The sequence below is a fragment of the Zwartia lucis genome, assembly GCF_965234455.1.
Taxonomy (GTDB): Bacteria; Pseudomonadota; Gammaproteobacteria; order Burkholderiales; family Burkholderiaceae_B; genus Zwartia; species Zwartia lucis.
In genome coordinates, this window is the sequence record NZ_OZ248477.1 from 99,178 (window position 1) to 120,261 (window position 21,084).

Genomic DNA, 21,084 nt, shown 5'->3' on the forward strand with positions numbered 1-21,084 from the left:
AGAAGAAAGGTAGTGGTATACAAACCATCTAATAGATACTAGCTTATTCAAAAAAGTTATTTAGAATATTTTCTATATTACTTATAATCGTGTTGATAGGAGATTCAACATGAATTTGCAGCAGTTTCGTTTTGTCCGTGAAACCATTCGCCGAGATTTCAACCTCACAGAGGCGGCTCGCAGTTTGTTTACCTCACAGCCTGGGGTGTCCAAAGCGATCCTTGAGTTTGAGGATGAGCTTGGCGTCCAGATTTTTGAGCGTCATGGCAAGCGAATCAAGGGCTTAACCAAGCCCGGTAAGGCCGTGGCGCAAGTTGTCGAGCGCATCATGCAAGAGATCGACAATCTCAAAAAAGTGAGTGATGAGTTTGCTAAGCGCGACGAGGGAAGTTTGGTGATTGCGTGTACGCATACGCAGGCTCGCTATGTATTGCCCAAAGTGATCCCGGCTTTTCGCCAACAGTTTCCCAAAGTACATCTTTCGCTTGCCGAGGGCAGTCCGCCGCAACTCGCACAAATGGTTCTGAGCGGGCAGGCCGATCTCGCGGTCGCCACAGAGTCTTTAGCACTTACGCCTGGACTCGAGACCATGCCTTGCTACATTTGGGAACACTCTGTCGTCATCAAACCTGATCACCCTCTGGCTGAGCTTTCTCATAAAAAAGGCTTTGAGCTCTCGCTTGAGCATTTGGCGAGCTATCCGATCGTGACATATGACAAAGCTTTTTCAGGGCGGCTCTCGATTGACCGCGCCTTTGAGGCGCACAGTATCCGTCCCGATGTGGTGCTCGAAGCGATCGATGCGGACGTGATTAAAACCTATGTAGATGTTGGCTTGGGTATCGGCATTATTGCCGGTATGGCCTATGAGCCCGCGCGTGACGGAAATCTTGTGAGTCTGCCCGCCGGGCACCTGTTTGGCAAGCAAACGACCAAGGTTGCGCTCAAGTCCGGGGTGTTTTTACGTGATTATGTTTACACGTTTATTTCGATGTTAAACCCAGAGTTAGATGCTGTACATGTTCGAAATATTATTGAAAATAAACACGAATGAGTATTATTACGCTTGATATTTAAATAGGAATCATTATCATTTAGTCTGTCACCATTTTTAGGAGCAGACATGATTCCAATCCCCAATACTTCTTACGCAAGCGTTTCGACGCCCAGCAACACAGTACGCAAAACAGGTCTTGGGTATGCGAATCCAACGCTTAGCGCGGTGATCGTGGGGGCAGATCGCCTTGGAAATATCCCGAACTTACTGCGCGGACACAATATTTCGATTACGCATCACATTAGTGGCCGGGATCCCGCACATCAAAAAAAGACTCTTGCGCTGCCCAGTGGAACGCAAATAGTGATTCTTTTGACGGATTTTTTAGGCCATAACGTCATGAAAACGTTTAGGAATGCAGCGCTAAAGTCTGGGGTGAGGGTGGTCGCATGCAGACGATCCGTGTGTGCGATGCAACAGGCGCTCGAGCAGTGTGGCTTATGTAATTGCGCGGGATCAGCGCGCTGCGATCAGCGTCGGGTCTAGGCGACGAGCACCAGTGTAACGCGCCGTCCAATAACGCAGTGTCATGTCTTCGACGCGCACAACAGAACCGCGTGTCGGAGAATGAACAAACTTGTTTTGACCTAAATAGACACCGACATGCGAGTAGCGCGTGCCTAAAGTATTAAAAAAGACCAGATCACCGACCTGGAGGTCTGTTTTGTTGATTTTGTCACCAAACTTGGCGATATCATCAGAACGCGGGGGCAGTTTTAAACCCAAGGACCGTTGAGCTGAGTACACAACCAGCCCACTACAGTCAAAACCCATTTCGGGGGATTTGCCACCCCAACGATAACGAATCCCGAGTTGATTAAGAGCTTGGTTGGCCAGCGGATGATCGATCACACCCAAGCCAGCCACGTATTTAGGTCCGACGGCAAAGGCACCAATTGGGTCGGCGGAGTTGCGCCAGTCAGTACCCGCGCGCTTGCTGTTTTCCGAGCCGTCTTGTCCTGCGCAACCAACTAATAAAACCGCTCCCAAGCAAGCAAAAACCATGCGTGTGCTTTGCAGCATCTGCAGGGCGACTCTTGACATTGCGCTTGCGGTTGTTGGGAATATCATCGTTTTAGTGCACTCGAAAGACGAAAAAAATTCGTTGAATAAATGATAAATATTGACTCAACACACAAAAAAAAATAGGTTCTGGAAAGGCTCGTGAAAGCTAAACCTGACAGAATAGTAGTACAAAAAGCCTCAAAATTCCAAAAAAGCAGTCGGAGACGGTTATGCAGACCATCAAACGCACCCACCACAATTCCCTACATGATAGGGATCTATTTTGGTCAAAAGAGGCCGAACTTGTCCATTGGGAAACACCCTTTGAGCAGGTTTTAGACTTTTCCAACCCTCCTTTCGCCAAGTGGTATGTGGGCGGAAAGACCAATTTATGTTTCAACGCAGTCGATCGATGGCTAGACTCTCGGGCAGACGAGCCTGCTTTGATCTGGGTATCGACCGAGGTCGATCAAGAACAAACTTATACCCGCCGCCAAATCTACCAAGAAGTGAATACGATGGCTGCGATGTTGGTCGCTCAGGGTGTCGGCCAGGGCGATCGAGTCCTTATTTATATGCCCATGGTGCCCGCAGCGGTTTTTGCGATGCTGGCCTGCGCGCGCTTAGGGGCGATTCACTCCGTCGTCTTTGGTGGTTTTGCCTCGGTGAATTTGGCACAACGTATTGACGATGCCGCTCCAAAGGTCATTATTTGCGCGGATGCGGGTTCGCGCGGTGGCAAAGTTACACCCTACAAGCCCCTGATGGACAGGGCAATCGCCTTGTCGACGCGTCCACCTGAGAAAGTGATAGTCGTCAATCGCGGGCTGTTTGCGTTCGAGCCTGTTGCAGGGCGTGATCTGGACTATGACACCTTGCGACAGGAGTTTGACGGGGTTGAGGTGCCTGTCACTTGGCTGGAGTCGTCTTCGCCTAGTTACGTGCTGTACACCTCTGGGACGACTGGCAAGCCCAAGGGCGTTCAACGCGATACGGGTGGCTATGCAGTCGCGTTAGCGTCTTCGATGCAACGCATTTTTAATGGCAAGCCTGGTGATACCTATTTGTGTACGAGTGATATCGGTTGGGTGGTGGGACATTCCTATATTGTCTATGGACCGTTGATAGCTGGTCAAACCACGATTTTGTACGAGGGCACACCCGTACGCCCGGATGGAGGCATTCTCTGGAGTCTGGTCGAGCGGTATAAAGTCAACACGATGTTTTCGGCTCCGACCGCGATTCGTGTTTTGAAAAAGCAAGATCCTGCACTGCTCAAAAAATATGATCTATCGAGCCTGCGTGCTTTGTATATGGCGGGCGAGCCTCTAGACGAGCCGACAGCCAAGTGGATTGCGGAGGGTTTGGGCAAACCGATTATTGACAACTACTGGCAGACTGAGACAGGTTGGCCGATTTTGGCTGCTCAACCTGGGATTGAACAGGTCCAGACAAAGTTCGGTAGCCCGTCTTTTCCCGTCTATGGTTTTGATGTCCGTGTGCTAAATGAGCAAACGGGTGAAGAGCTGGGACCCGATGAAAAGGGCGTGGTGGCGATTGTTCCCCCTTTGCCGCCTGGTGCCATGACCACGATTTGGGGCGATGATGCCCGCTTTGTGGAGACCTATTTTTCCTCCATTCCCGGACGTAAGGTGTATTCGACCTTTGATTGGGGACTGGTCGACAAAGAAGGCTATTGGTTCATTTTGGGCCGCACTGATGACGTGATTAATGTGGCGGGGCACCGTTTAGGAACCCGAGAAATCGAGGAGTCCATTAATAGTCACCCCGCGGTGGCCGAGTCGGCCGTCGTGGGGATTGCGGATCAACTTAAAGGGCAAGTCGCTGTTGGATTTGCGGTCTTGCGTGACCCCTCCCTCTATGCCGATGTTGCTGCGAATATGAAGCTCGAAGGCGACATCATGAAGCTGGTCGACGAGCAGTTGGGTCCTGTCGCACGACCTGCCCGTGTTCGTTTTGTCACCGTGCTGCCTAAAACGCGTTCTGGTAAAGTTCTCCGCCGAGCTATTGTGGCCGTTTGCGAAGGACGTGATCCAGGCGACCTCACCACAATTGAAGACCCCAGTGCACTTGAACAAATTAAGGATTCACTATGAAAACCAAAGTTGTATTGACCGATGCGGATGTTTCACTGATTCTCGAGGCTGCCAAGGCCCATGCCCATCAAAACAAATGGGCTGTGACGATCGCAGTGGTAGATGACGGTGGCCACATGCTCGGGATGCAGCGTCTAGATGGTGCCAATACGATTTCGGCCTATATTGCGCCGGCAAAGGCGCATACTGCTGCGATGGGTGCCCGTGAATCCAAAATTTACGAAGACATGATCAATCAGGGCCGCATGTCCTTTTTGTCCGCGCCGTTGTTACAAGGCATGCTTGAGGGCGGGTTGCCGATTTTGATAGACGGTGTGACGATCGGTGCGGTCGGCGTCTCGGGTGTGCAGTCCCATCAGGATGCGCAGATTGCCGCTGCCGGAATCGCTGCGTTAAAGATTTAATGGTCATAATGAAGACGTATTTTTAACCCCCCCACTTCCTAACGGATAAAAGAGGAGACTCCCTTTTATGTCTAATTCAATTGAATCAACACTGGTCGAGACGCGTGTTTTTCCACCTCCAGCAGACTTTGCCAAACAAGCCAATGTCCCGCAGGCGGCGGGTTATGCGGCATTGCTAGAGGAGTCCGATCGGGATCCAGAGGGTTTTTGGGGACGCTTGGCGCGCGAGGAGCTGCACTGGAACAAGCCCTTTACCAAGGTGCTGGATGAGACACGCGCGCCGTTCTATGAGTGGTTTGGCGACGGCGAGCTCAACGTCTCTGCCAACTGTCTCGATGTCAATCTGAAAAATGGCAATGCCAACAAGGTTGCGATCATTTTTGAGTCTGACAGTGGCGAGGTTCAAAAAGTCACTTACCAGCAACTGTATGAACGCGTGTGTCAGTTTGCAAATGGCTTGAAATCCCTCGGCTACAAGGCTGGTGAGCGTTCTATTATTTATTTGCCTATGTCGGTCGAGGCTGTTGTCGCAATGCAGGCGTGCGCCCGACTCGGAATTACGCACTCGGTCGTATTTGGTGGTTTTTCCTCCAAGAGTTTGCATGAACGTATCACCGATGTAGGTGCCACGTTAGTCATTACTGCGGACGAGCAAATGCGCGGTGGCCGCGCGATCCCGCTCAAGCCGGCGGTCGATGAGGCCCTTGGAATGGGCAATTGCGAGGCTGTGCGACATGTCATTGTCTATCAGCGCACGGGTGGCAAGATTGCCTGGGACGCCAAGCGTGATGTTTGGATGCATGCGTTGTCGGAAAACCAAGCAAAAGACTGTCCGGCCGTCCCCGTCAATGCCGAGCATCCGCTATTTATTTTGTATACCTCGGGCTCCACGGGCAAACCTAAGGGTGTGCAGCATTCCTCTGGTGGCTACTTGCTTTGGGCAAAATTGACCATGCAGTGGGTCTTTGATGCCAAGGCGAACGATGTGTTCTGGTGTACCGCTGATGTGGGCTGGGTAACAGGTCACACCTATATCGCCTATGGTCCGTTGGCCGCTGGTATGACCCAGATTGTTTTCGAAGGTGTGCCAACCTATCCGGATGCGGGTCGTTTCTGGAAAATGATTCAGGATCACAAAGCCACGATTTTCTACACGGCACCTACGGCGATTCGTTCTTTGATCAAGGCCTCTGAAGCCACTGCAGCGCATCATCCAAAGTCCTACGACTTAAACAGTCTACGTTTGATTGGTTCAGTCGGTGAGCCCATCAATCCTGAAGCTTGGATGTGGTACCACACCAATGTCGGGGGTAGTCGTTGTCCGATTGTCGATACGTGGTGGCAAACCGAGACAGGTGGACACATGATTACGCCTCTGCCTGGCGCCACACCACTCAAGCCTGGCTCATGCACCACGCGCTTACCGGGCATTACGGCTGCGATCGTAGACGAGGTCGGTGGTGATGTTGAGGCGGGTCAGGGTGGTTTACTGGTGATCAAGCGTCCCTGGCCGTCAATGATCCGCAACATCTGGGGAGATCCAGACCGCTTTGTCAAAAGCTATTTTCCGCCAGAACTTGGCGGCTATTACTTGGCGGGCGATGGTGCCCAGTGCGACAAGGATGGCTGTTTCTGGATCATGGGTCGGATTGATGATGTGTTAAACGTGTCAGGACACCGACTCGGTACGATGGAGGTCGAGTCAGCCTTGGTCGCGCATCCGATGGTGGCAGAGGCCGCAGTCGTGGGACGTCCTGATGACACAACTGGCGAAGCTGTCGTGGCGTTTGTTGTGCTGAAACGCACGCGTCCCGAAGGTGAGGAGGCGATCGCGCTTGGCAAAGAGTTACGCAACTGGGTCGCTAAGGAAATCGGACCGATCGCCAAACCAAAAGAAATCCGTTTTGGTGACAACCTACCCAAGACGCGTTCAGGCAAAATAATGCGTCGCTTGCTTCGCGTGGTGGCAAAGGGAGAAAAGGTCACGCAGGATGTCTCTACTTTGGAAAATCCTGCGATTTTGGATCAGTTGTCCACGCCGGTATAAACACCGAATAGCCACATGAGGTGTAGGTTTAAAGGGTCTCGAAAGAGGCCCTTTTTTGTTGCACAAATCAAATGAGGGGTAGACTGCGGTACGACTACTCTGGAGATCACCATGTCAATTGCGATTTTGATTGTGCTGCATTTGTTGGCTGCGTTAATTTGGGTGGGCGGAATGTTTTTCGCGCACAGTGCTCTGCGTCCAACCGCGGCTGAGGTGCTTCAACCCCCAGAGCGCTTGACGCTTTTATGTGGTGTGTTTAAGCGATTTTTTATTTGGGTCAAAGTCTCCATTGTGGTGTTGTTTGCGACGGGCTTTGGTCTGATTTCTCTCATGGGCGCGCAGGCTAAGCTTGGCGGGCACGTGCATGCCATGTTGCTCATTGCTGTGATCATGACCGTGATTTTTGCTTACATCTATGCGAGTCCTTTCAAAAAGCTCAAGGCGGCTGTCGCGGACAAGCATTGGCCGGTGGGCGCGCAAGCGCTTGGACAAATCCGTATGTTGTTGTTGACGAATCTTGTACTCGGTCTGATCACAGTTGTGATCGGCGCGGGCGGTCGCTACTTCTGACGGTATGAGAGGGATGGTTTTGCTTGGTTGATTGATTTGGCTTCGCGTTAGCTGTTAAATTGCGAAAGCATTCAACCAAGGAGAAGCAATGAAACTCGTACGTTACGGCGCGAAAGGCAAAGAAAAGCCCGGCCTGATCGATAAAGAAGGTAAGTTACGCGACTTGTCTGGTGTCGTGTCTGACATCACAACCGAGCAACTGTCCTCAGCCGCACTCGCCAAGCTCGCCAAAATCAAGACGAGCACATTGCCACTGGTCAAAGGTAAGCCACGCTTTGGCGTACCCATCGCCAACGTCGGTAAGTTTCTGGCGATCGGTCTGAACTACTCAGACCATGCTGCCGAAGCCGGTATGCCTTGCCCAAAAGAACCCATCATTTTCTTTAAAGCCGACACCAGTTTGTCGGGCCCCAATGACAAGGTGATGTTGCCCAAAGACTCTAAAAAGTCAGACTGGGAAGTCGAGCTCGCGTTTGTGATTGGTAAAAAAGCGCGTTACGTCAGCAAGAAAGACGCCCTGAAATACGTTGCAGGCTATTGTCTGGTCAATGACGTCTCCGAGCGCGAGTATCAGCTCGAGCGAGGCGGCACCTGGGACAAGGGCAAGGGTTGCGATACCTTTGGTCCAGTTGGCCCCTGGTTGGTGACCACTGACGAGATCAAAGATCCACAAACGCTCGATATGTGGCTCGATGTAAACGGTAAGCGTTTTCAGACGGGCAATACGCAGACCATGATTTTTGATGTGGCCACGATCGTGAGCTATGTCAGTGAATTCATGACCCTGATGCCAGGTGACCTCATCACGACGGGCACGCCCCCGGGTGTCGGCATGGGTGTTAAGCCCAAGCCGCGTTACCTCAAGGCGGGCGACGTCATGACGTTGGGTATCCAGGGTCTGGGCGAGCAGCGCCAAGAAGTGATTGCGTTTAAAAAATAAACGCTCAAAAACGGTCGCGAAGCGCCTGCGCGCAGAGCTTCACGGCCGTGTTGGCTTCGTCGAGGATCCGACCTAACGGCACAAAACCGTGGATCTGACGCTCAAAGCATACATATTGCGTGGGGACGCCTGCTGACGATAGCTTGTCGGCGTAGGCGTAGCCCTCATCTCGCAACGGATCATACCCAGCGGTGAGCACAAGCGCGGGTGGCAAGTCTGTGTGGTCTTTGGCCAACATGGGCGAGGCGCGCCAGTCTTGGCGCATCCATGCCTCAGGCATGTAATGCCCATAAAAATAATGCATTGAATCTCGGGTGAGCAAGTAACCCTGGCCATTGGTGCGCATCGATTCGCGCTCGGAGCTCGCATCGGTAACCGGGTAGATCAACAGCTGTAAAGCAGGTTTGAAGGCACCGTCTTGCTTGAGTGCCAGGGCGACGACCGCCGCGAGCTGGCCACCCGCGCTATCGCCACCGATCGCAATCCGCGCGGCATCGATCTTGAGCAAAGATGCATTGGCGTGCACCCATTTTGTAGCGGCGATACAGTCTTCAGCGGCGGCAGGAAAAATGTGCTCGGGGGCGAGTCGATAGTTGACTGAAAATACTGCGCATTGGGCTTGATTGGAGAGTGTGCGACACAGCACATCGTGTGTCTCGAGATCACCGATCACATGGCCGCCACCATGGTAATAAACCAGGGCAGGCAAGGTTGCCGTCGTCGCTGAGCCCAGTGGCCGGTAGTGGCGCACGGTGATCGTACTCGCTGGACCGGGAATTTGGATATCCAGTGCCTGCGCAACCTCTGGCGCATCGGGCTGGCTAAAAAAGCGTCGCTCGGCGTAAAAAATCCGGGCTTGTACAGGCTCGGTTGTGTGAACAGGGGGAATCCCTTTTTCAATAACGAGATCAATCAGGGCCTTGGCTTGTGGATCGAGCATGTCATTGTTTCCGAAAAAGGGGTTGAGAGAAGATTTAGCGTATTTCGATCTCGACAAAGACAACTTCGTGGTCGCTGGCGTTGATCACGTTGTGGTTGACGCCGGCGCCACGGGTATAGGACTTACCAAGCACCAAGGGAAACTCTTTGTGGCCGTCGGGTGTTTCGAGATGAAGCAGGCCGTTGGTCGTGGGGACCACCACATAATCGTGGCCATGGGTGTGCCAGCCTGTCTCGGCACCAGGAGCGAAGCGCCACTCAGTGACGATCACGCGGTCGTTATCGATCTGTGTGGTGGGTGTAGCTTGAGGACGTGTTGTCATGATCTTTGTTTCCTGTGGAAATTACATGCCGGTGTAAACCGGACCCTCACCACCTTGTGGTGTGACCCAGATGATGTTTTGTGTAGGGTCCTTAATGTCGCAGGTTTTGCAATGTACGCAATTTTGCGCATTGATTTGCAAACGATCCGCGCCCTGATCATCCTTGACGTATTCGTAGACCCCTGCCGGGCAGTAGCGTGCCTCTGGACCAGCAAACTTAGCCAAGTTGATGGACACAGGAACTGATGCATCTTTGAGCGTCAAATGAATCGGCTGATTTTCCTCGTGATTGGTGTTGGAGATAAACACCGAGCTTAAGCGATCGAAGGTCAGCACACCATCGGGTTTTGGATAGTCGATCTTGACGCAGTCGGCGGCAGGCTTGAGGCAGGCGTGGTCAGGCTTGTCGCGATGGATCGTCCAGGGCATGTTGCCCTTGAGCAGCCATTGTTCGATACCGGTCATCAACGTGCCAATCGAACGGCCTTTTTTGAACCACTGCTTAAAGTTGCGAGCCTTATTGAGCTCGGTATGCAGCCATGAGTTCTCAAACGCGGCGGGGTAGGCGGGTAGCTCGTCGTGGCTGCGTTGGGCGACCAAGGCGTCAAAGGCGGCTTCGGCGGCCATCATGCCGGACTTGATCGCGGCGTGACTGCCTTTGATACGTGACGCATTCAGGAAACCTGCTTCGCAGCCGACGAGTGCGCCACCTGGGAACACCAGCTTGGGCAAGGACAATAAACCACCTGCGGTAATGGCGCGCGCGCCATAGGCGATCCGTTTGCCCCCCTCGAAGGTGCCGCGGATAGCAGGGTGTGTTTTATAACGCTGGAATTCCTCAAAGGGCGAAATCCAAGGGTTGGCATAGTCCAGACCGACCACCATGCCGACCGCGACCAGATTATCCTTGAGGTGATACAGGAAGGAGCCGCCATAGGTATCCGCATCTAGCGGCCAGCCGGCGGTATGCACCACCAGTCCTGGGCGCGACTTGGAGGGTTCGACTTCCCATAGTTCTTTGATACCAATCCCATAGCTTTGCGGGTCGCGGTTCTGGTCAAGCTTGAATTTTTCGATCAGCTGGCGGCCGAGCTGACCGCGCGCGCCTTCGGCGAAGATCGTGTATTTGGCATGGAGCTCCATACCGCGCTGGTATTGGTCGGTGGGTTGACCATCGCGACCCACGCCCATGTCACCGGTAGCGACGCCTCGCACTGCCCCTTTGTCGTCATACAGGACCTCGGCCGCGGCAAAGCCAGGGAAGATCTCGACGCCAAGGGCTTCGGCTTGCTCGCCCATCCAGCGGGCGACGCTGCCCAGACTGACGATATAGTTACCGTGGTTTTGAAAACACTCTGGCAGCAGCCAGTTAGGCGTTTTTTGTGATCCTGTGGGGGACAAAAAGAGGAATTCGTCCTCGGTCACCGCTGTATTGAGCGGGGCACCCGTAGATTTCCAGTCGGGCAGCAATTCAGTGAGTGCCTTGGGATCCATGATGGCCCCAGATAAAATATGGGCGCCAATTTCACTGCCTTTTTCGAGCACACAGACGGAAATCTCGTGATTGCGCTCAGCAGCAAGCTGTTTAAGCCGGATGGCTGTCGCCAGTCCTCCAGGACCGCCACCCACGACGACAACGTCGTATTCCATCGATTCACGTTCGGACATGAGAGTCTCCCTGCTTCCAAGTATGATATTTGATTGTGAGGATTGTATTGCACGCGTGAGGCGTTTCGGGGCTGTTAGTCTTGCAAAGGCGCGAACGCACCCTTTCGCTGTTTTTATGGAGAAGACTTTGGTGCAACCCGATGGATTGAGCCGTACGCTCGAGGTGGGCGATATTTTTGATTTTGACCTGCCGATGCGCTGGGCAGACGCCGATGCGCTCAATCATCTTAACAACGCCAATTATTTTCGCTATATGGAAGAGGGGCGGATTAGGATGTTCTACGATGGCAAGGTTCAACAAAGCGCTCGGTTTAGTCCCGTCGTGGTGCATTGCGCTTGTGATTTTAAAAAACCGATTACGTATCCTGCTTTGATTCGGGTGAGTCATCGCGTGGAGCGCATTGGCCGCTCTAGCATGGAACATGCTGTGGACCTGTCCGTGATACATCCCGATGGGCTTGAGCTCTGCGCCCAGGGTAAGTCGATCATGGTTTGGATGGATTTTGAATTAAACCGTGGGCACCCCTGGCCTGTGGATGTCTTACAGGCGTTGGCAAGCTCTATAAATCGTCGATAATCGAATGTAGGTGACCTTCAAGGAGTCGTTCTGATGAACAAGCTGTATCCGAGTGCAAAAGACGCGCTAAACGGTATTTTGAAAGATGGACAGACCATCGCTGTTGGTGGTTTCGGACTGTGTGGGATTCCGGAGGCCTTAATTGCCGCAGTCAAGGATCTCGGGGTCCAAAATTTGACCTGTATCAGTAATAACGCGGGTGTGGATGGCTTTGGTTTGGGGATTTTGCTCGAGTCCCGCCAAGTGCGTCGCATGATTGCGTCTTATGTCGGCGAGAACAAAGAATTTGAGCGTCAATACCTGGCAGGTGAGCTTGAACTTGAGTTCACACCTCAAGGTACGCTGGCAGAGCGCTTGCGCGCAGGCGGCTCTGGAATCCCTGCCTTTTTTACTAAAACCGGCGTCGGCACGATCGTCGCTGAGGGCAAAGAGGTCCGGGAGTTTGACGGACAACAGTACATCATGGAGCGCGCCCTGGTGCCCGAAGTGTCCTTGGTTAAAGCCGAAGTGGCAGACCGCAGCGGCAACCTGATGTTTAGTAAGACTGCGCGCAACTTTAATCCGCCGGTCGCGATGGCTGGAAAACTCACTGTCGTCGAGGTCGAACGTATCGTTGAGAACGGCGAACTCGAACCCGAAAACATTCATTTACCCGGCATTTACGTGCATCGCATTGTGATCAATGCAACGCCTGAAAAGCGTATTGAGCAACGTATTGTTCGCGCGGCAAGCTAAGGAGAACAAAGATGGCATGGACTCGTGATGAAATGGCCGCGCGTGCAGCGCGCGAATTAAAAGACGGTTTTTACGTCAACTTAGGAATCGGCTTACCCACTATGGTGGCCAATCATGTGCCAGACGATATCGAAGTCTGGCTTCAGTCTGAAAATGGTTTGCTTGGGATTGGGCCTCATCCGCTTGACAGTGAAGTGGATCCTGATTTGATTAATGCGGGTAAACAGACCGTGACCACGCTACCGGGCTCAGCCATTTTTTCCTCCGCAGAATCATTTGGCATGATCCGCGCAGGCAAGATTAATCTTGCGATCTTGGGTGCGATGCAGGTCTCTGAGACCGGCGATCTGGCGAATTGGATGATTCCTGGAAAAATGGTCAAAGGTATGGGCGGCGCGATGGATTTGGTCGCGGGTGTCAAGCGCGTCATTGTGCTGATGGAGCATGTCGCGACCAAAAAAGACGGTACGACTGATTTGAAGCTGCTGCCCAAGTGCACCTTGCCACTGACCGGCGTGGGTGTGATCGACATGGTGATCACCGACCTAGGCGTGATGGAAGTGACACCCAATGGCCTCAATTTGCTTGAGCTCGCACCTGGAGTGACCGTCGATGAGATCAAGTCCAAGACCTCCGCCAAACTCGATGTCTCGACGTTCAAAGGGTAAGCCTGCGTCATGACTTCACCCACGCATTCGCAGGACAACCCTTTATCCGCCTTGCGCGACGCGATGCGACAGGCCAGTGTCGATGCTTGTCTGATCCCCTCGGCCGACCCTCATCTATCCGAATACCTTCCTGCATACTGGCAAATCAGGTATTGGTTGACTGGTTTTACGGGTTCTGTGGGTACGGTCGTCGTGACACAGGACTTTGCCGGAATTTGGGTCGATAGTCGTTATTGGGTGCAGGCTGAGGCGGAGTTGGTGGGTTCGGGTGTGACTCTGATGAAAATCGGCGTCGCCACTGATCCCGCGCATGCCGCTTGGCTTGGCGCGCACGTCCCTCAAGGGGGCGTCGTGGCAGTGGATGGTCGCGCGCTCGGTTTAGCCGCGCGTGAATCCTTACAAGAGCAACTAGCGCCACGTTCGGTCAGGCTTGATTTGTCTTTGGATCTGCCTGGACAATGTTGGCATGATCGTCCTGCCTTGCCGACTGCGGCGGTGCGCGAGTTGTCCGTGAGTATCGCGGGTCAGTCGAGACAGGAAAAGCTCGCGCGGGTACGTGCTGAGATGGTTGAGCGCGGTGCACAATGGCATCTCGTTTCAACCCTAGACGATATTGCCTGGTTGCTGAATTTGCGCGGTGCAGATGTCAGTTTTAATCCGGTTTTTCTGGCGCATGTGTTGGTCGGGCCTGATCGGGTATTTCTCTTTGTGTTGCCTGAAAAAATTGATGCAGCACTGACGCAGACGCTGGCGCAGCAAGGGATTGAGGTTCGGCCTTATCAAGAGGCAGCTCTGGCACTGTCCGAGCTTGAGGCAAGTGCACATTTGTTGTTTGACCCTGCCCGCACGACCTGCGCCTTGGTTGATCGCGTGTCTTGCCAGTTGGTGCGGGCGATCAATCCAAGTACTTTTTTCAAATCACAGAAAACGGCATTTGAACTCGGTCACGTGAGGCGTGTGATGGAGGATGATGGTGTCGCGCTGTGTGCATTTTTTGCTTGGCTAGAAGACGCGATCGCATGTTGCGATACCTCCCCCCTCAATGAACTCATGATTGATGAACAATTACTGGCGCTTCGCAGCCAGCAAGCGGGGTTTGTGTCGCGGAGTTTTGGCACGATTGCGGCCTACAACGCCAATGGCGCCATGCCGCATTACCGGGCCACCCTCGAGTCTTTTGCCCAGATTGCGGGTGACGGACTGCTGTTGATTGACTCAGGGGGTCAGTATGTTGGCGGAACCACAGACATCACGCGTGTGGTGCCCGTGGGGCAACCAAGCGCAGCCCAGAAAGACGACTACACGGCTGTTTTACAAGCCATGATCGCTCTGTCCAAGCTCAAGTTCCCGCGCGGCGTGGCATCGCCCATGATAGATGCTGTGGCTCGCGCGCCGCTGTGGGCGCGACTCGCCGAGTATGGCCATGGAACAGGGCATGGGGTCGGGTACTACCTCAACGTGCATGAGGGGCCGCAAGTGATCTCATATCGCGCGTCGCCCGGACCACAGACCGCCATGCAGCCAGGAATGATCACTTCGAACGAGCCTGGGCTTTATCGTCCGGGTCGCTGGGGAATACGAATCGAAAATCTGGTGTGCAATGTGTCAGCCGGAACCTCCGAGTTTGGTGAGTTTTTGGAGTTTGAAACCCTGACCTTGTGTCCGATCGACACCCGTTGCGTGCAGCGAGACCAGCTCAGACAAGACGAAGTCGACTGGCTCAACGCCTACCACGCCGAGGTTCGTAGCCGTTTGGCGCCTAAAGTGAGTGGCCCAGCTTTGGCTTGGTTGTTGCACCGCACCGAGGCTTTCCGTTAAAAATGGCCTCTGCGTGACAGAAGTGGTGAATGTTGTGGATAAATCTATACGGGTTTTCCGCAAAAGTTAGACAGGCGGCTATAATCCAAATTTCCCGCATACGCCTCATGATGGGGCGTCAAACACATGACCAAATTTGTCTTTGTTACCGGTGGTGTGGTGTCCTCGCTAGGCAAGGGCATCGCCGCCGCGTCTCTGGCCGCCATCCTCGAATCCCGTGGCCTGCAGGTGACCCTACTCAAGCTCGATCCTTATATCAACGTCGATCCAGGCACCATGAGTCCGTTTCAGCATGGTGAAGTCTTCGTGACCGAAGACGGGGCCGAGACTGATTTGGACCTCGGACATTACGAGAGATTCATCTCCTCGAAAATGCGTAAGGTCAATAACTTCACCACCGGACAGATCTACGAGTCGGTGTTGCGCAAAGAGCGGCGCGGCGATTATCTGGGCAAAACTGTGCAGGTGATTCCGCACATCACGAATGAAATTCAGGATTTCATCGCACGCGGTGCGGAACAATCCTGGGACGGTGCGACTGATGTGGCGATTGTCGAAATCGGTGGCACCGTAGGTGATATTGAGTCTCTTCCCTTTCTTGAGGCGGCTCGTCAAATGAGTCTGCGTCTCGGTCGCAACAACGCTGCCTTCATTCACCTCACGCTCGTGCCTTTCATCGCCTCGGCGGGCGAACTCAAGACCAAGCCGACCCAACATTCCGTCCAAAAGCTGCGCGAAATCGGAATCATCCCCCACGCCTTGCTGTGTCGTGCGGATCGTCCGATCCCCGACGAAGAACGCGCCAAGATTTCTTTGTTTTCCAATGTTCCTCTTGATGCGGTGATTTCGGTTTGGGATGAGGATTCGATCTACAAAATCCCGTCGATGCTGCACAAACAAGGTTTGGACAATTTGATTTGTGAGGTGCTTAACCTCAACCCGCCCGCTGCGGATCTGTCCATGTGGGACAACCTGGTCTATCAGCTCGAACATCCCGAGCGCGAGGTGCGTATCGCGATGGTCGGCAAGTACGTCGATTTGACCGAGTCCTACAAGTCGCTGACCGAGGCCTTGATCCACGCTGGTATTCACACCAAGTCACGTGTCAAAGTCGAGTACCTCGACTCCGAAAGTATCGAAGAAAGTGGTGTCGAAGTGCTCAAGCCCTTTGATGCTATTTTGGTGCCAGGCGGTTTTGGTAAGCGAGGTACCGAAGGTAAGATCGCTGCGATTCGTTTTGCCCGCGAACATAACGTGCCCTACTTGGGAATATGCCTGGGGATGCAGCTAGCGGTGATCGAATTCGCTCGTGATGTGGCGGGCTTGGGTCAAGCCAACAGTACGGAGTTTGATCCTGCTTCCCCGCATCCTGTGGTGGCGTTGATCACTGAGTGGATGGATCGCGAAGGCGTGACGGAAAAACGGGATACACAATCTGATCTTGGTGGAACGATGCGCAAAGGCTCGCAAAAATGTCCCGTCAAAACGGGGTCGCTCGCCCATCAAATTTATGGACCTGAGGTCAATGAGCGACATCGCCATCGCTATGAGGTCAACAATATCTACGTACCACGACTGGAAAAAGCTGGGCTTGTCATCAGCGCCCGGACGCCCACGGAAAATCTTCCCGAAATCATGGAATTACCTAACCATCCCTGGTTTGTAGGCGTGCAATTCCACCCGGAATTCACCTCTACGCCACGAGAAGGGCATCCCTTGTTCACCAGCTACATTCACGCGGCTCTGGCGCATCAGACCAAGCGTAAGGTGACCTGATGAAGTTGTGTGGATTCGATGTCGGCCTGGAGCACCCCTTTTTCTTGATTGCGGGTCCGTGCGTGATTGAGTCACGCCAGATGGCGTTCGATACCGCTGGTCAACTCAAGGAAATGACCTCTTCTTTGGGCATCCCCTTTATCTATAAAAGTTCTTTCGATAAAGCCAATCGGAGTTCGGGGACGTCTTATCGAGGTCCAGGCATGGACGAGGGTTTACAAATTTTGGCCGATGTGCGTGCCGAGCTCCAGGTTCCCGTATTGACCGATGTCCATGACAAGGATCAAGTCAAGGCGGTCGCCGCCGTCGTAGACGTGTTGCAAACACCTGCTTTCTTGTGTCGTCAGACTGATTTTATCGAGGCCTGTGCTGCGAGTGGCAAGCCGGTCAACATTAAAAAGGGCCAGTTTCTTGCGCCTCACGATATGTTGCAAGTTGTCAATAAGGCGCGTCATGCAGCTCGGCAAGCCGGTGTCGCTGAGGACATCATGGTGTGTGAGCGCGGCGTTTCGTTTGGCTACAACAATCTTGTCTCCGATATGCGTTCACTGGCCATCATGCGCGAAACAGCCTGTCCGGTTGTCTTCGATGCGACCCACTCGGTTCAATTACCAGGCGGACAGGGTACTTCTTCGGGTGGGCAGCGTGAGTTTGTGCCCGTGCTTGCGCGTGCCGCCGTTGCAGCGGGTATTGCAGGTCTTTTTATGGAAACCCATCCAGATCCTTCCAAAGCGCTGTCCGACGGCCCGAACGCCGTGCCGCTCGGCCAAATGAAGAATCTCTTGACGACCCTAATCGAACTTGATCGTGTCGTTAAAAAGCATGGTTTTCTAGAGTCGCATTTTGTTTAACGGAATTTTTATTTTTCAGGAAAGACAGAAATGAGTGCAATCGTAGACATCATTGGTCGTGAAATTCTCGACTCGCGTGGTAATCCGACCGTCGAGTGCGACGTTTTACTCGAATCAGGTGCGATGGGCCGTGCGGCTGTGCCGTCTGGCGCCTCGACGGGTAGCCGTGAGGCGATTGAGTTACGTGACGGTGACAAGTCCCGTTACCTCGGCAAGGGTGTCTTGCGCGCTGTGGAAAATCTGAACACCGAGATCTCCGAAGCCTTGATGGGTCTCGATGCGCAAGAGCAAACATTCCTGGATCGTACATTGATCGAACTCGACGGCACGGAGGGCAAGTCACGCCTTGGCGCCAATGCCATTTTGGCCGCGAGTATGGCCGTCGCCCGTGCAGCCGCTGATGAGTCAGGCTTGTCTCTTTATCGCTATTTTGGTGGTAGCGGCCCGATGAGCATGCCCGTGCCGATGATGAACGTGATCAACGGTGGCGCGCATGCGAACAACACGCTCGACATGCAAGAGTTGATGATTCTGCCAATCGGCGCGTCGAGTTTTCGTGAAGCCTTGCGTATGGGGGCGGAAATATTCCACGCGCTCAAGAAAATTATCAACGATCAGGGCATGTCGACAGCCGTGGGTGATGAAGGCGGTTTTGCCCCAAACGTCCCCAATCACGAAGCGGCGATTCAGCTGATTTTGCGCGCAATTGAAAACGCAGGCTATGAGCCAGGCTCACAGATTGCCTTGGGTCTGGACTGTGCGGCCTCTGAGTTTTATCGTGATGGTAAATACACCTTGCACGGCGAGGGTGGTGTGTCCCTGTCCTCCGAGGCTTTGACCGACCTGTTGTCGACGTGGTGTGACAAATATCCGATCATCTCGATCGAAGACGGGATGGCTGAAAATGACTGGGCGGGCTGGAAACATTTGACTGAAAGGCTTGGTCGTAAGGTTCAGTTGGTGGGCGATGATTTATTTGTCACCAACACCAAGATTCTCAAGCAAGGCATCGACCAAGGTATCGCCAATTCGATTTTGATCAAAATTAATCAGATCGGCACCTTGACGGAAACGTTCGCAGCGATTGAAATGGCGAAACGTTTTGGTTATACCGCTGTGGTGTCTCATCGCTCCGGTGAAACCGAGGACTCGACGATTGCGGATATCGCGGTGGCGACTAACGCTATGCAAATCAAAACCGGCTCATTGTCGCGCTCTGATCGCATGGCCAAGTACAACCAGTTATTGCGGATCGAGGAAGAACTCGCCGAAGTCGCGACCTATCCAGGTCGCGATGCGTTTTATAACTTGCGCTAAATCTAGACTTGCTGAAACGGCCTTCGGTCGTTCCAGTTAAATAAGGTGCTATGCGTCTTTTACTGATTGTGATGATTGCGCTGGTTGGTCTGATCCAGTATCCCTTGTGGATGGGTCGGGGCGGGTGGTTTTCCGTTTGGGATATGCAGACGCAAGTCGCTGATCAACGCATGATTAACGATGGTCTTAGTGCGCGAAACGTTGCGCTGGCAGCCGAAGTCGAAGACCTTCGCTCGGGAACTGAAGCCTCTGAGGAGCGTGCCCGCAGTGAGCTCGGGATGATGCGGCAGGGGGAGGTTTTTGTTCAGATCTTGCCGCTTGGCGCAAAGCCTCCCGAACTCAAGACTAGTTCTAAGCCTGCAGCAGGTGTCAAGCCAGTTGCTCGTTGAGTTGGTCTGTATCTATCTCCCTCTATGACTGTGCTGTCGCAAGACACGGTAGTCTACGATGATCGGGATCAAGCCGTGCTTCTCCTGACGTAATGCTTGTAACAAAATCCTTAACCATTCTTGCATGGGTCGATGCAGATAAATCAAGCGGAGGTGAATGGTCTCCGGATCCGATGCGACTTGATACGCCTGCCAGAGTGGCACCTTAAAACGAGATTGAAAGTCCTGCCGCGCTGCCTCTTGTCGCATGTGAGCATTAGCGAATCGACCCGCCGGGATAAATAATCTGGACAAAGAGCGTTTCAGCACGGGTTGCCATTTTTGTGGCTTGGCGTGATGGACTGCCGCCACACGTGCAGCTTCTTGTAGTGAAAGAAGGAGTAACTGACGGAGTTGATAACCACGTGCGAGCTCGAGACAAAGGCTACCCACGAGCAGAATGGGTAGCAAGGCCAGCACGCATTCAAGCATTGCTGCACCTTGTTGTGGTTGGACTCTGTCGGTAGATGCGAGGAAAAAGCGGGTGATCGGATTCATAGTGTATTGGCAGACTGAGGGCTGTTGAGAGCAAGGGTGCGCAAAGTGTGGTGTCCAAGGTACGTGTTGTCGATACGGATGAGCGCGTATGGATATCGACAGGTTAAAATCTATCCACTTTCACAAGGACCGGATATGACCTCGTCAGCAGCTGCTTTTCCATATTTTCCAGGCGTACGATTACTGCACTCCCCCGGACCGTCGCATGTGCCCAAAGCGGTGCTGGATGCGATGACCAAGCAGCCGATGGATATGGGTGATCCTCGTGTCGATGCGTGCGTCGATGCTTGTGAGGCAGGCTTAAAAAAGCTGTTGAACACGCAGGCGGCGGATGTCTTTTTTTATGCGGCGAATGGTCACGGTGCTTGGGAGGCGATGATTGTCAATCTACTGGCACCTGGACAAAAAGTGTTGATTCCCGGCACAGGGCACTTTTCTGAGTCTTGGGCCCTCATGGCCGAGGCGATGGGCGCGATCGTGCTTCGTACCCCATATCACGAGGGTTACCCCATTGATATGGAGGCGGTTGCGCAGATTTTGCGAGAGGACAAGCAGCATGAGATCGTTGCGGTCTTTGCTGTGCATACGGATACCGCAAGTAGCACGACGAGTGATGTTCCGGCACTTCGTCACACCATCAACGCGACCGGACACCCCGCTTTGTTCGTCGTCGATGTCGTGGCTTCGCTCGGTGCGATCCCCTTCGAGATGGACAAATGGGGGGTCAACGCAGTGATTGGTGCTTCCCAAAAGGGTTTGATGGTTCCTCCTGGAGTAGGCTTTTGTGCTGCCGATGCGCGCGCCATGAAGGTCTGCGAAAACAATCCTTCCCCAAGATTTTATTGGGATTGGTTGCGCCGTCGCAAAGGGCCTTCCTACAGCCGTTTTTGTGGTACAGCCCCTCAAAACTTGTTATTTGGCATGGAAGCCGCCTTTGAGCTCCTTGAGTGCGAAGGTGTCGAGCGCGTCTTTGCGCGTCATCGCGCGCTCGCGGGCGCAGTTCGTGCAGCGGTGCAGTCGTGGTCCCAGGCTGGTCACTTGGGCTTTCTTTGTCAAGTGCCTGAGGCCCGCTCCGATTCGGTGACGGCGATTTTGGTCAAGCCAGGCATTGATCCCGAGTTGATCCGTCAAACCGCCCGAGAAAAATTCCAGGTGATGATTGCAGGGGGACTCGGACCGTTTGCAGGAAGGGTGTTTCGTATTGGTCATTTAGGAGACCTTAATCCCGCCATGATCCTCGGTTGTTTAGCTGGCGTCGAAGCCGCGATGCAATCCCTAGGGATCAATGTTGGCAATCAAGGTGTGCGAAGCGCTGTGGAATATCTCGCCAAGGTCGAAGGTTAATC

21 protein-coding genes are annotated in these 21,084 nt (G+C 53.4%); 16 read left to right on the forward strand and 5 right to left on the reverse strand.

From position 1 onward, the window contains the following. The first annotated feature begins 109 nt into the window (after positions 1-109). Both AC8GE9_RS17080 and AC8GE9_RS17085 read left to right on the forward strand, forming a co-directional pair. On the forward strand, positions 110-1,054 hold the full coding sequence (locus AC8GE9_RS17080) for a CysB family HTH-type transcriptional regulator (RefSeq protein ID WP_506678380.1): 945 nt from the start codon (positions 110-112) through the stop codon (positions 1,052-1,054). 171 nt (positions 1,055-1,225) lie between these two features. Then, complete coding sequence (locus AC8GE9_RS17085) at positions 1,226-1,543, forward strand: DUF2325 domain-containing protein (protein WP_506678437.1); 318 nt, start codon at positions 1,226-1,228, stop codon at positions 1,541-1,543. Here the strand turns inward: AC8GE9_RS17085 and AC8GE9_RS17090 are convergent. After that, complete coding sequence (locus tag AC8GE9_RS17090; protein WP_506678381.1) at positions 1,514-2,080, reverse strand: C40 family peptidase; 567 nt, start codon at positions 2,078-2,080, stop codon at positions 1,514-1,516. The genes AC8GE9_RS17085 and AC8GE9_RS17090 overlap by 30 nt on opposite strands. A gap of 212 nt (positions 2,081-2,292) precedes the next feature. Here AC8GE9_RS17090 and AC8GE9_RS17095 point away from each other — a divergent pair, with 212 nt between their 5' ends. The 5 genes from AC8GE9_RS17095 (at position 2,293) to AC8GE9_RS17115 (ending at position 8,140) form a co-directional block, all read left to right on the forward strand. Continuing rightward, complete coding sequence (locus AC8GE9_RS17095; RefSeq protein WP_506678382.1) at positions 2,293-4,179, forward strand: propionate--CoA ligase; 1,887 nt, start codon at positions 2,293-2,295, stop codon at positions 4,177-4,179. Continuing rightward, positions 4,176-4,583: a heme-binding protein gene (locus AC8GE9_RS17100; RefSeq protein WP_506678383.1), complete on the forward strand. Its 408-nt coding sequence runs from the start codon at positions 4,176-4,178 to the stop codon at positions 4,581-4,583. The genes AC8GE9_RS17095 and AC8GE9_RS17100 overlap by 4 nt, the downstream gene beginning before the upstream one ends. A gap of 67 nt (positions 4,584-4,650) precedes the next feature. After that, a complete protein-coding gene (gene acs, locus AC8GE9_RS17105; protein ID WP_506678384.1) occupies positions 4,651-6,630 on the forward strand; it encodes an acetate--CoA ligase in 1,980 nt (659 codons plus the stop codon). Positions 6,631-6,741: 111 nt separating this feature from the next. Next, positions 6,742-7,200, forward strand: coding sequence for a CopD family protein (locus AC8GE9_RS17110; RefSeq protein WP_506678385.1), 459 nt, complete (start codon positions 6,742-6,744; stop codon positions 7,198-7,200). Between the two features lie 88 nt (positions 7,201-7,288). After that, positions 7,289-8,140, forward strand: a complete 852-nt coding sequence (locus tag AC8GE9_RS17115) for a fumarylacetoacetate hydrolase family protein (protein WP_506678386.1) — start codon at positions 7,289-7,291, stop codon at positions 8,138-8,140. A gap of 4 nt (positions 8,141-8,144) precedes the next feature. Here the strand turns inward: AC8GE9_RS17115 and lipP1 are convergent, their stop codons facing one another. The 3 genes from lipP1 to AC8GE9_RS17130 are packed head-to-tail and all read right to left on the reverse strand — an operon-like array spanning position 8,145 to position 11,070. Then, on the reverse strand, positions 8,145-9,080 hold the full coding sequence (lipP1, locus tag AC8GE9_RS17120; RefSeq protein ID WP_506678387.1) for a LipP1 family hormone-sensitive lipase: 936 nt from the start codon (positions 9,078-9,080) through the stop codon (positions 8,145-8,147). A gap of 34 nt (positions 9,081-9,114) precedes the next feature. Beyond that, complete coding sequence (locus AC8GE9_RS17125; protein WP_506678388.1) at positions 9,115-9,402, reverse strand: cupin domain-containing protein; 288 nt, start codon at positions 9,400-9,402, stop codon at positions 9,115-9,117. A gap of 21 nt (positions 9,403-9,423) precedes the next feature. After that, positions 9,424-11,070 carry an electron transfer flavoprotein-ubiquinone oxidoreductase gene (locus AC8GE9_RS17130; protein WP_506678389.1) on the reverse strand — a complete coding sequence of 549 codons (1,647 nt, stop codon included), beginning with the start codon at positions 11,068-11,070 and terminating at the stop codon, positions 9,424-9,426. 130 nt (positions 11,071-11,200) lie between these two features. Here AC8GE9_RS17130 and AC8GE9_RS17135 point away from each other — a divergent pair, with 130 nt between their 5' ends. The 8 genes from AC8GE9_RS17135 (at position 11,201) to ftsB (ending at position 19,201) form a co-directional block, all read left to right on the forward strand. Beyond that, positions 11,201-11,647 carry an acyl-CoA thioesterase gene (locus AC8GE9_RS17135; RefSeq protein ID WP_506678438.1) on the forward strand — a complete coding sequence of 149 codons (447 nt, stop codon included), beginning with the start codon at positions 11,201-11,203 and terminating at the stop codon, positions 11,645-11,647. Positions 11,648-11,680: 33 nt separating this feature from the next. Then, on the forward strand, positions 11,681-12,382 hold the full coding sequence (locus AC8GE9_RS17140; RefSeq protein WP_506678390.1) for a CoA transferase subunit A: 702 nt from the start codon (positions 11,681-11,683) through the stop codon (positions 12,380-12,382). Between the two features lie 11 nt (positions 12,383-12,393). Next, positions 12,394-13,050 (forward strand): CoA transferase subunit B, encoded by a 657-nt coding sequence (locus AC8GE9_RS17145; protein WP_506678391.1) that lies wholly within the window; start codon positions 12,394-12,396, stop codon positions 13,048-13,050. A gap of 9 nt (positions 13,051-13,059) precedes the next feature. Beyond that, positions 13,060-14,868: an aminopeptidase P family protein gene (locus AC8GE9_RS17150; protein ID WP_506678392.1), complete on the forward strand. Its 1,809-nt coding sequence runs from the start codon at positions 13,060-13,062 to the stop codon at positions 14,866-14,868. A gap of 126 nt (positions 14,869-14,994) precedes the next feature. Further along, positions 14,995-16,644 carry a CTP synthase gene (pyrG, locus tag AC8GE9_RS17155; protein ID WP_506678393.1) on the forward strand — a complete coding sequence of 550 codons (1,650 nt, stop codon included), beginning with the start codon at positions 14,995-14,997 and terminating at the stop codon, positions 16,642-16,644. After that, entirely contained in the window at positions 16,641-17,495 is an 855-nt protein-coding gene (kdsA, locus tag AC8GE9_RS17160) for a 3-deoxy-8-phosphooctulonate synthase (RefSeq protein ID WP_506678439.1), read from the forward strand. The genes pyrG and kdsA overlap by 4 nt, the downstream gene beginning before the upstream one ends. 30 nt (positions 17,496-17,525) lie before the next feature. After that, entirely contained in the window at positions 17,526-18,812 is a 1,287-nt protein-coding gene (gene eno / locus AC8GE9_RS17165; RefSeq protein WP_506678395.1) for a phosphopyruvate hydratase, read from the forward strand. Positions 18,813-18,862: 50 nt separating this feature from the next. Continuing rightward, positions 18,863-19,201, forward strand: a complete 339-nt coding sequence (gene ftsB / locus AC8GE9_RS17170; RefSeq protein WP_506678396.1) for a cell division protein FtsB — start codon at positions 18,863-18,865, stop codon at positions 19,199-19,201. Between the two features lie 12 nt (positions 19,202-19,213). Here ftsB and AC8GE9_RS17175 read toward each other — a convergent pair whose 3' ends face one another. Further along, entirely contained in the window at positions 19,214-19,738 is a 525-nt protein-coding gene (locus tag AC8GE9_RS17175; protein ID WP_506678397.1) for a hypothetical protein, read from the reverse strand. A gap of 135 nt (positions 19,739-19,873) precedes the next feature. Here AC8GE9_RS17175 and AC8GE9_RS17180 point away from each other — a divergent pair, with 135 nt between their 5' ends. Then, the gene (locus AC8GE9_RS17180; protein ID WP_506678399.1) at positions 19,874-21,082 is read left to right on the forward strand and encodes a pyridoxal-phosphate-dependent aminotransferase family protein; all 1,209 of its coding nucleotides are present in this window, start codon (positions 19,874-19,876) and stop codon (positions 21,080-21,082) included. Positions 21,083-21,084: the final 2 nt, after the last annotated feature.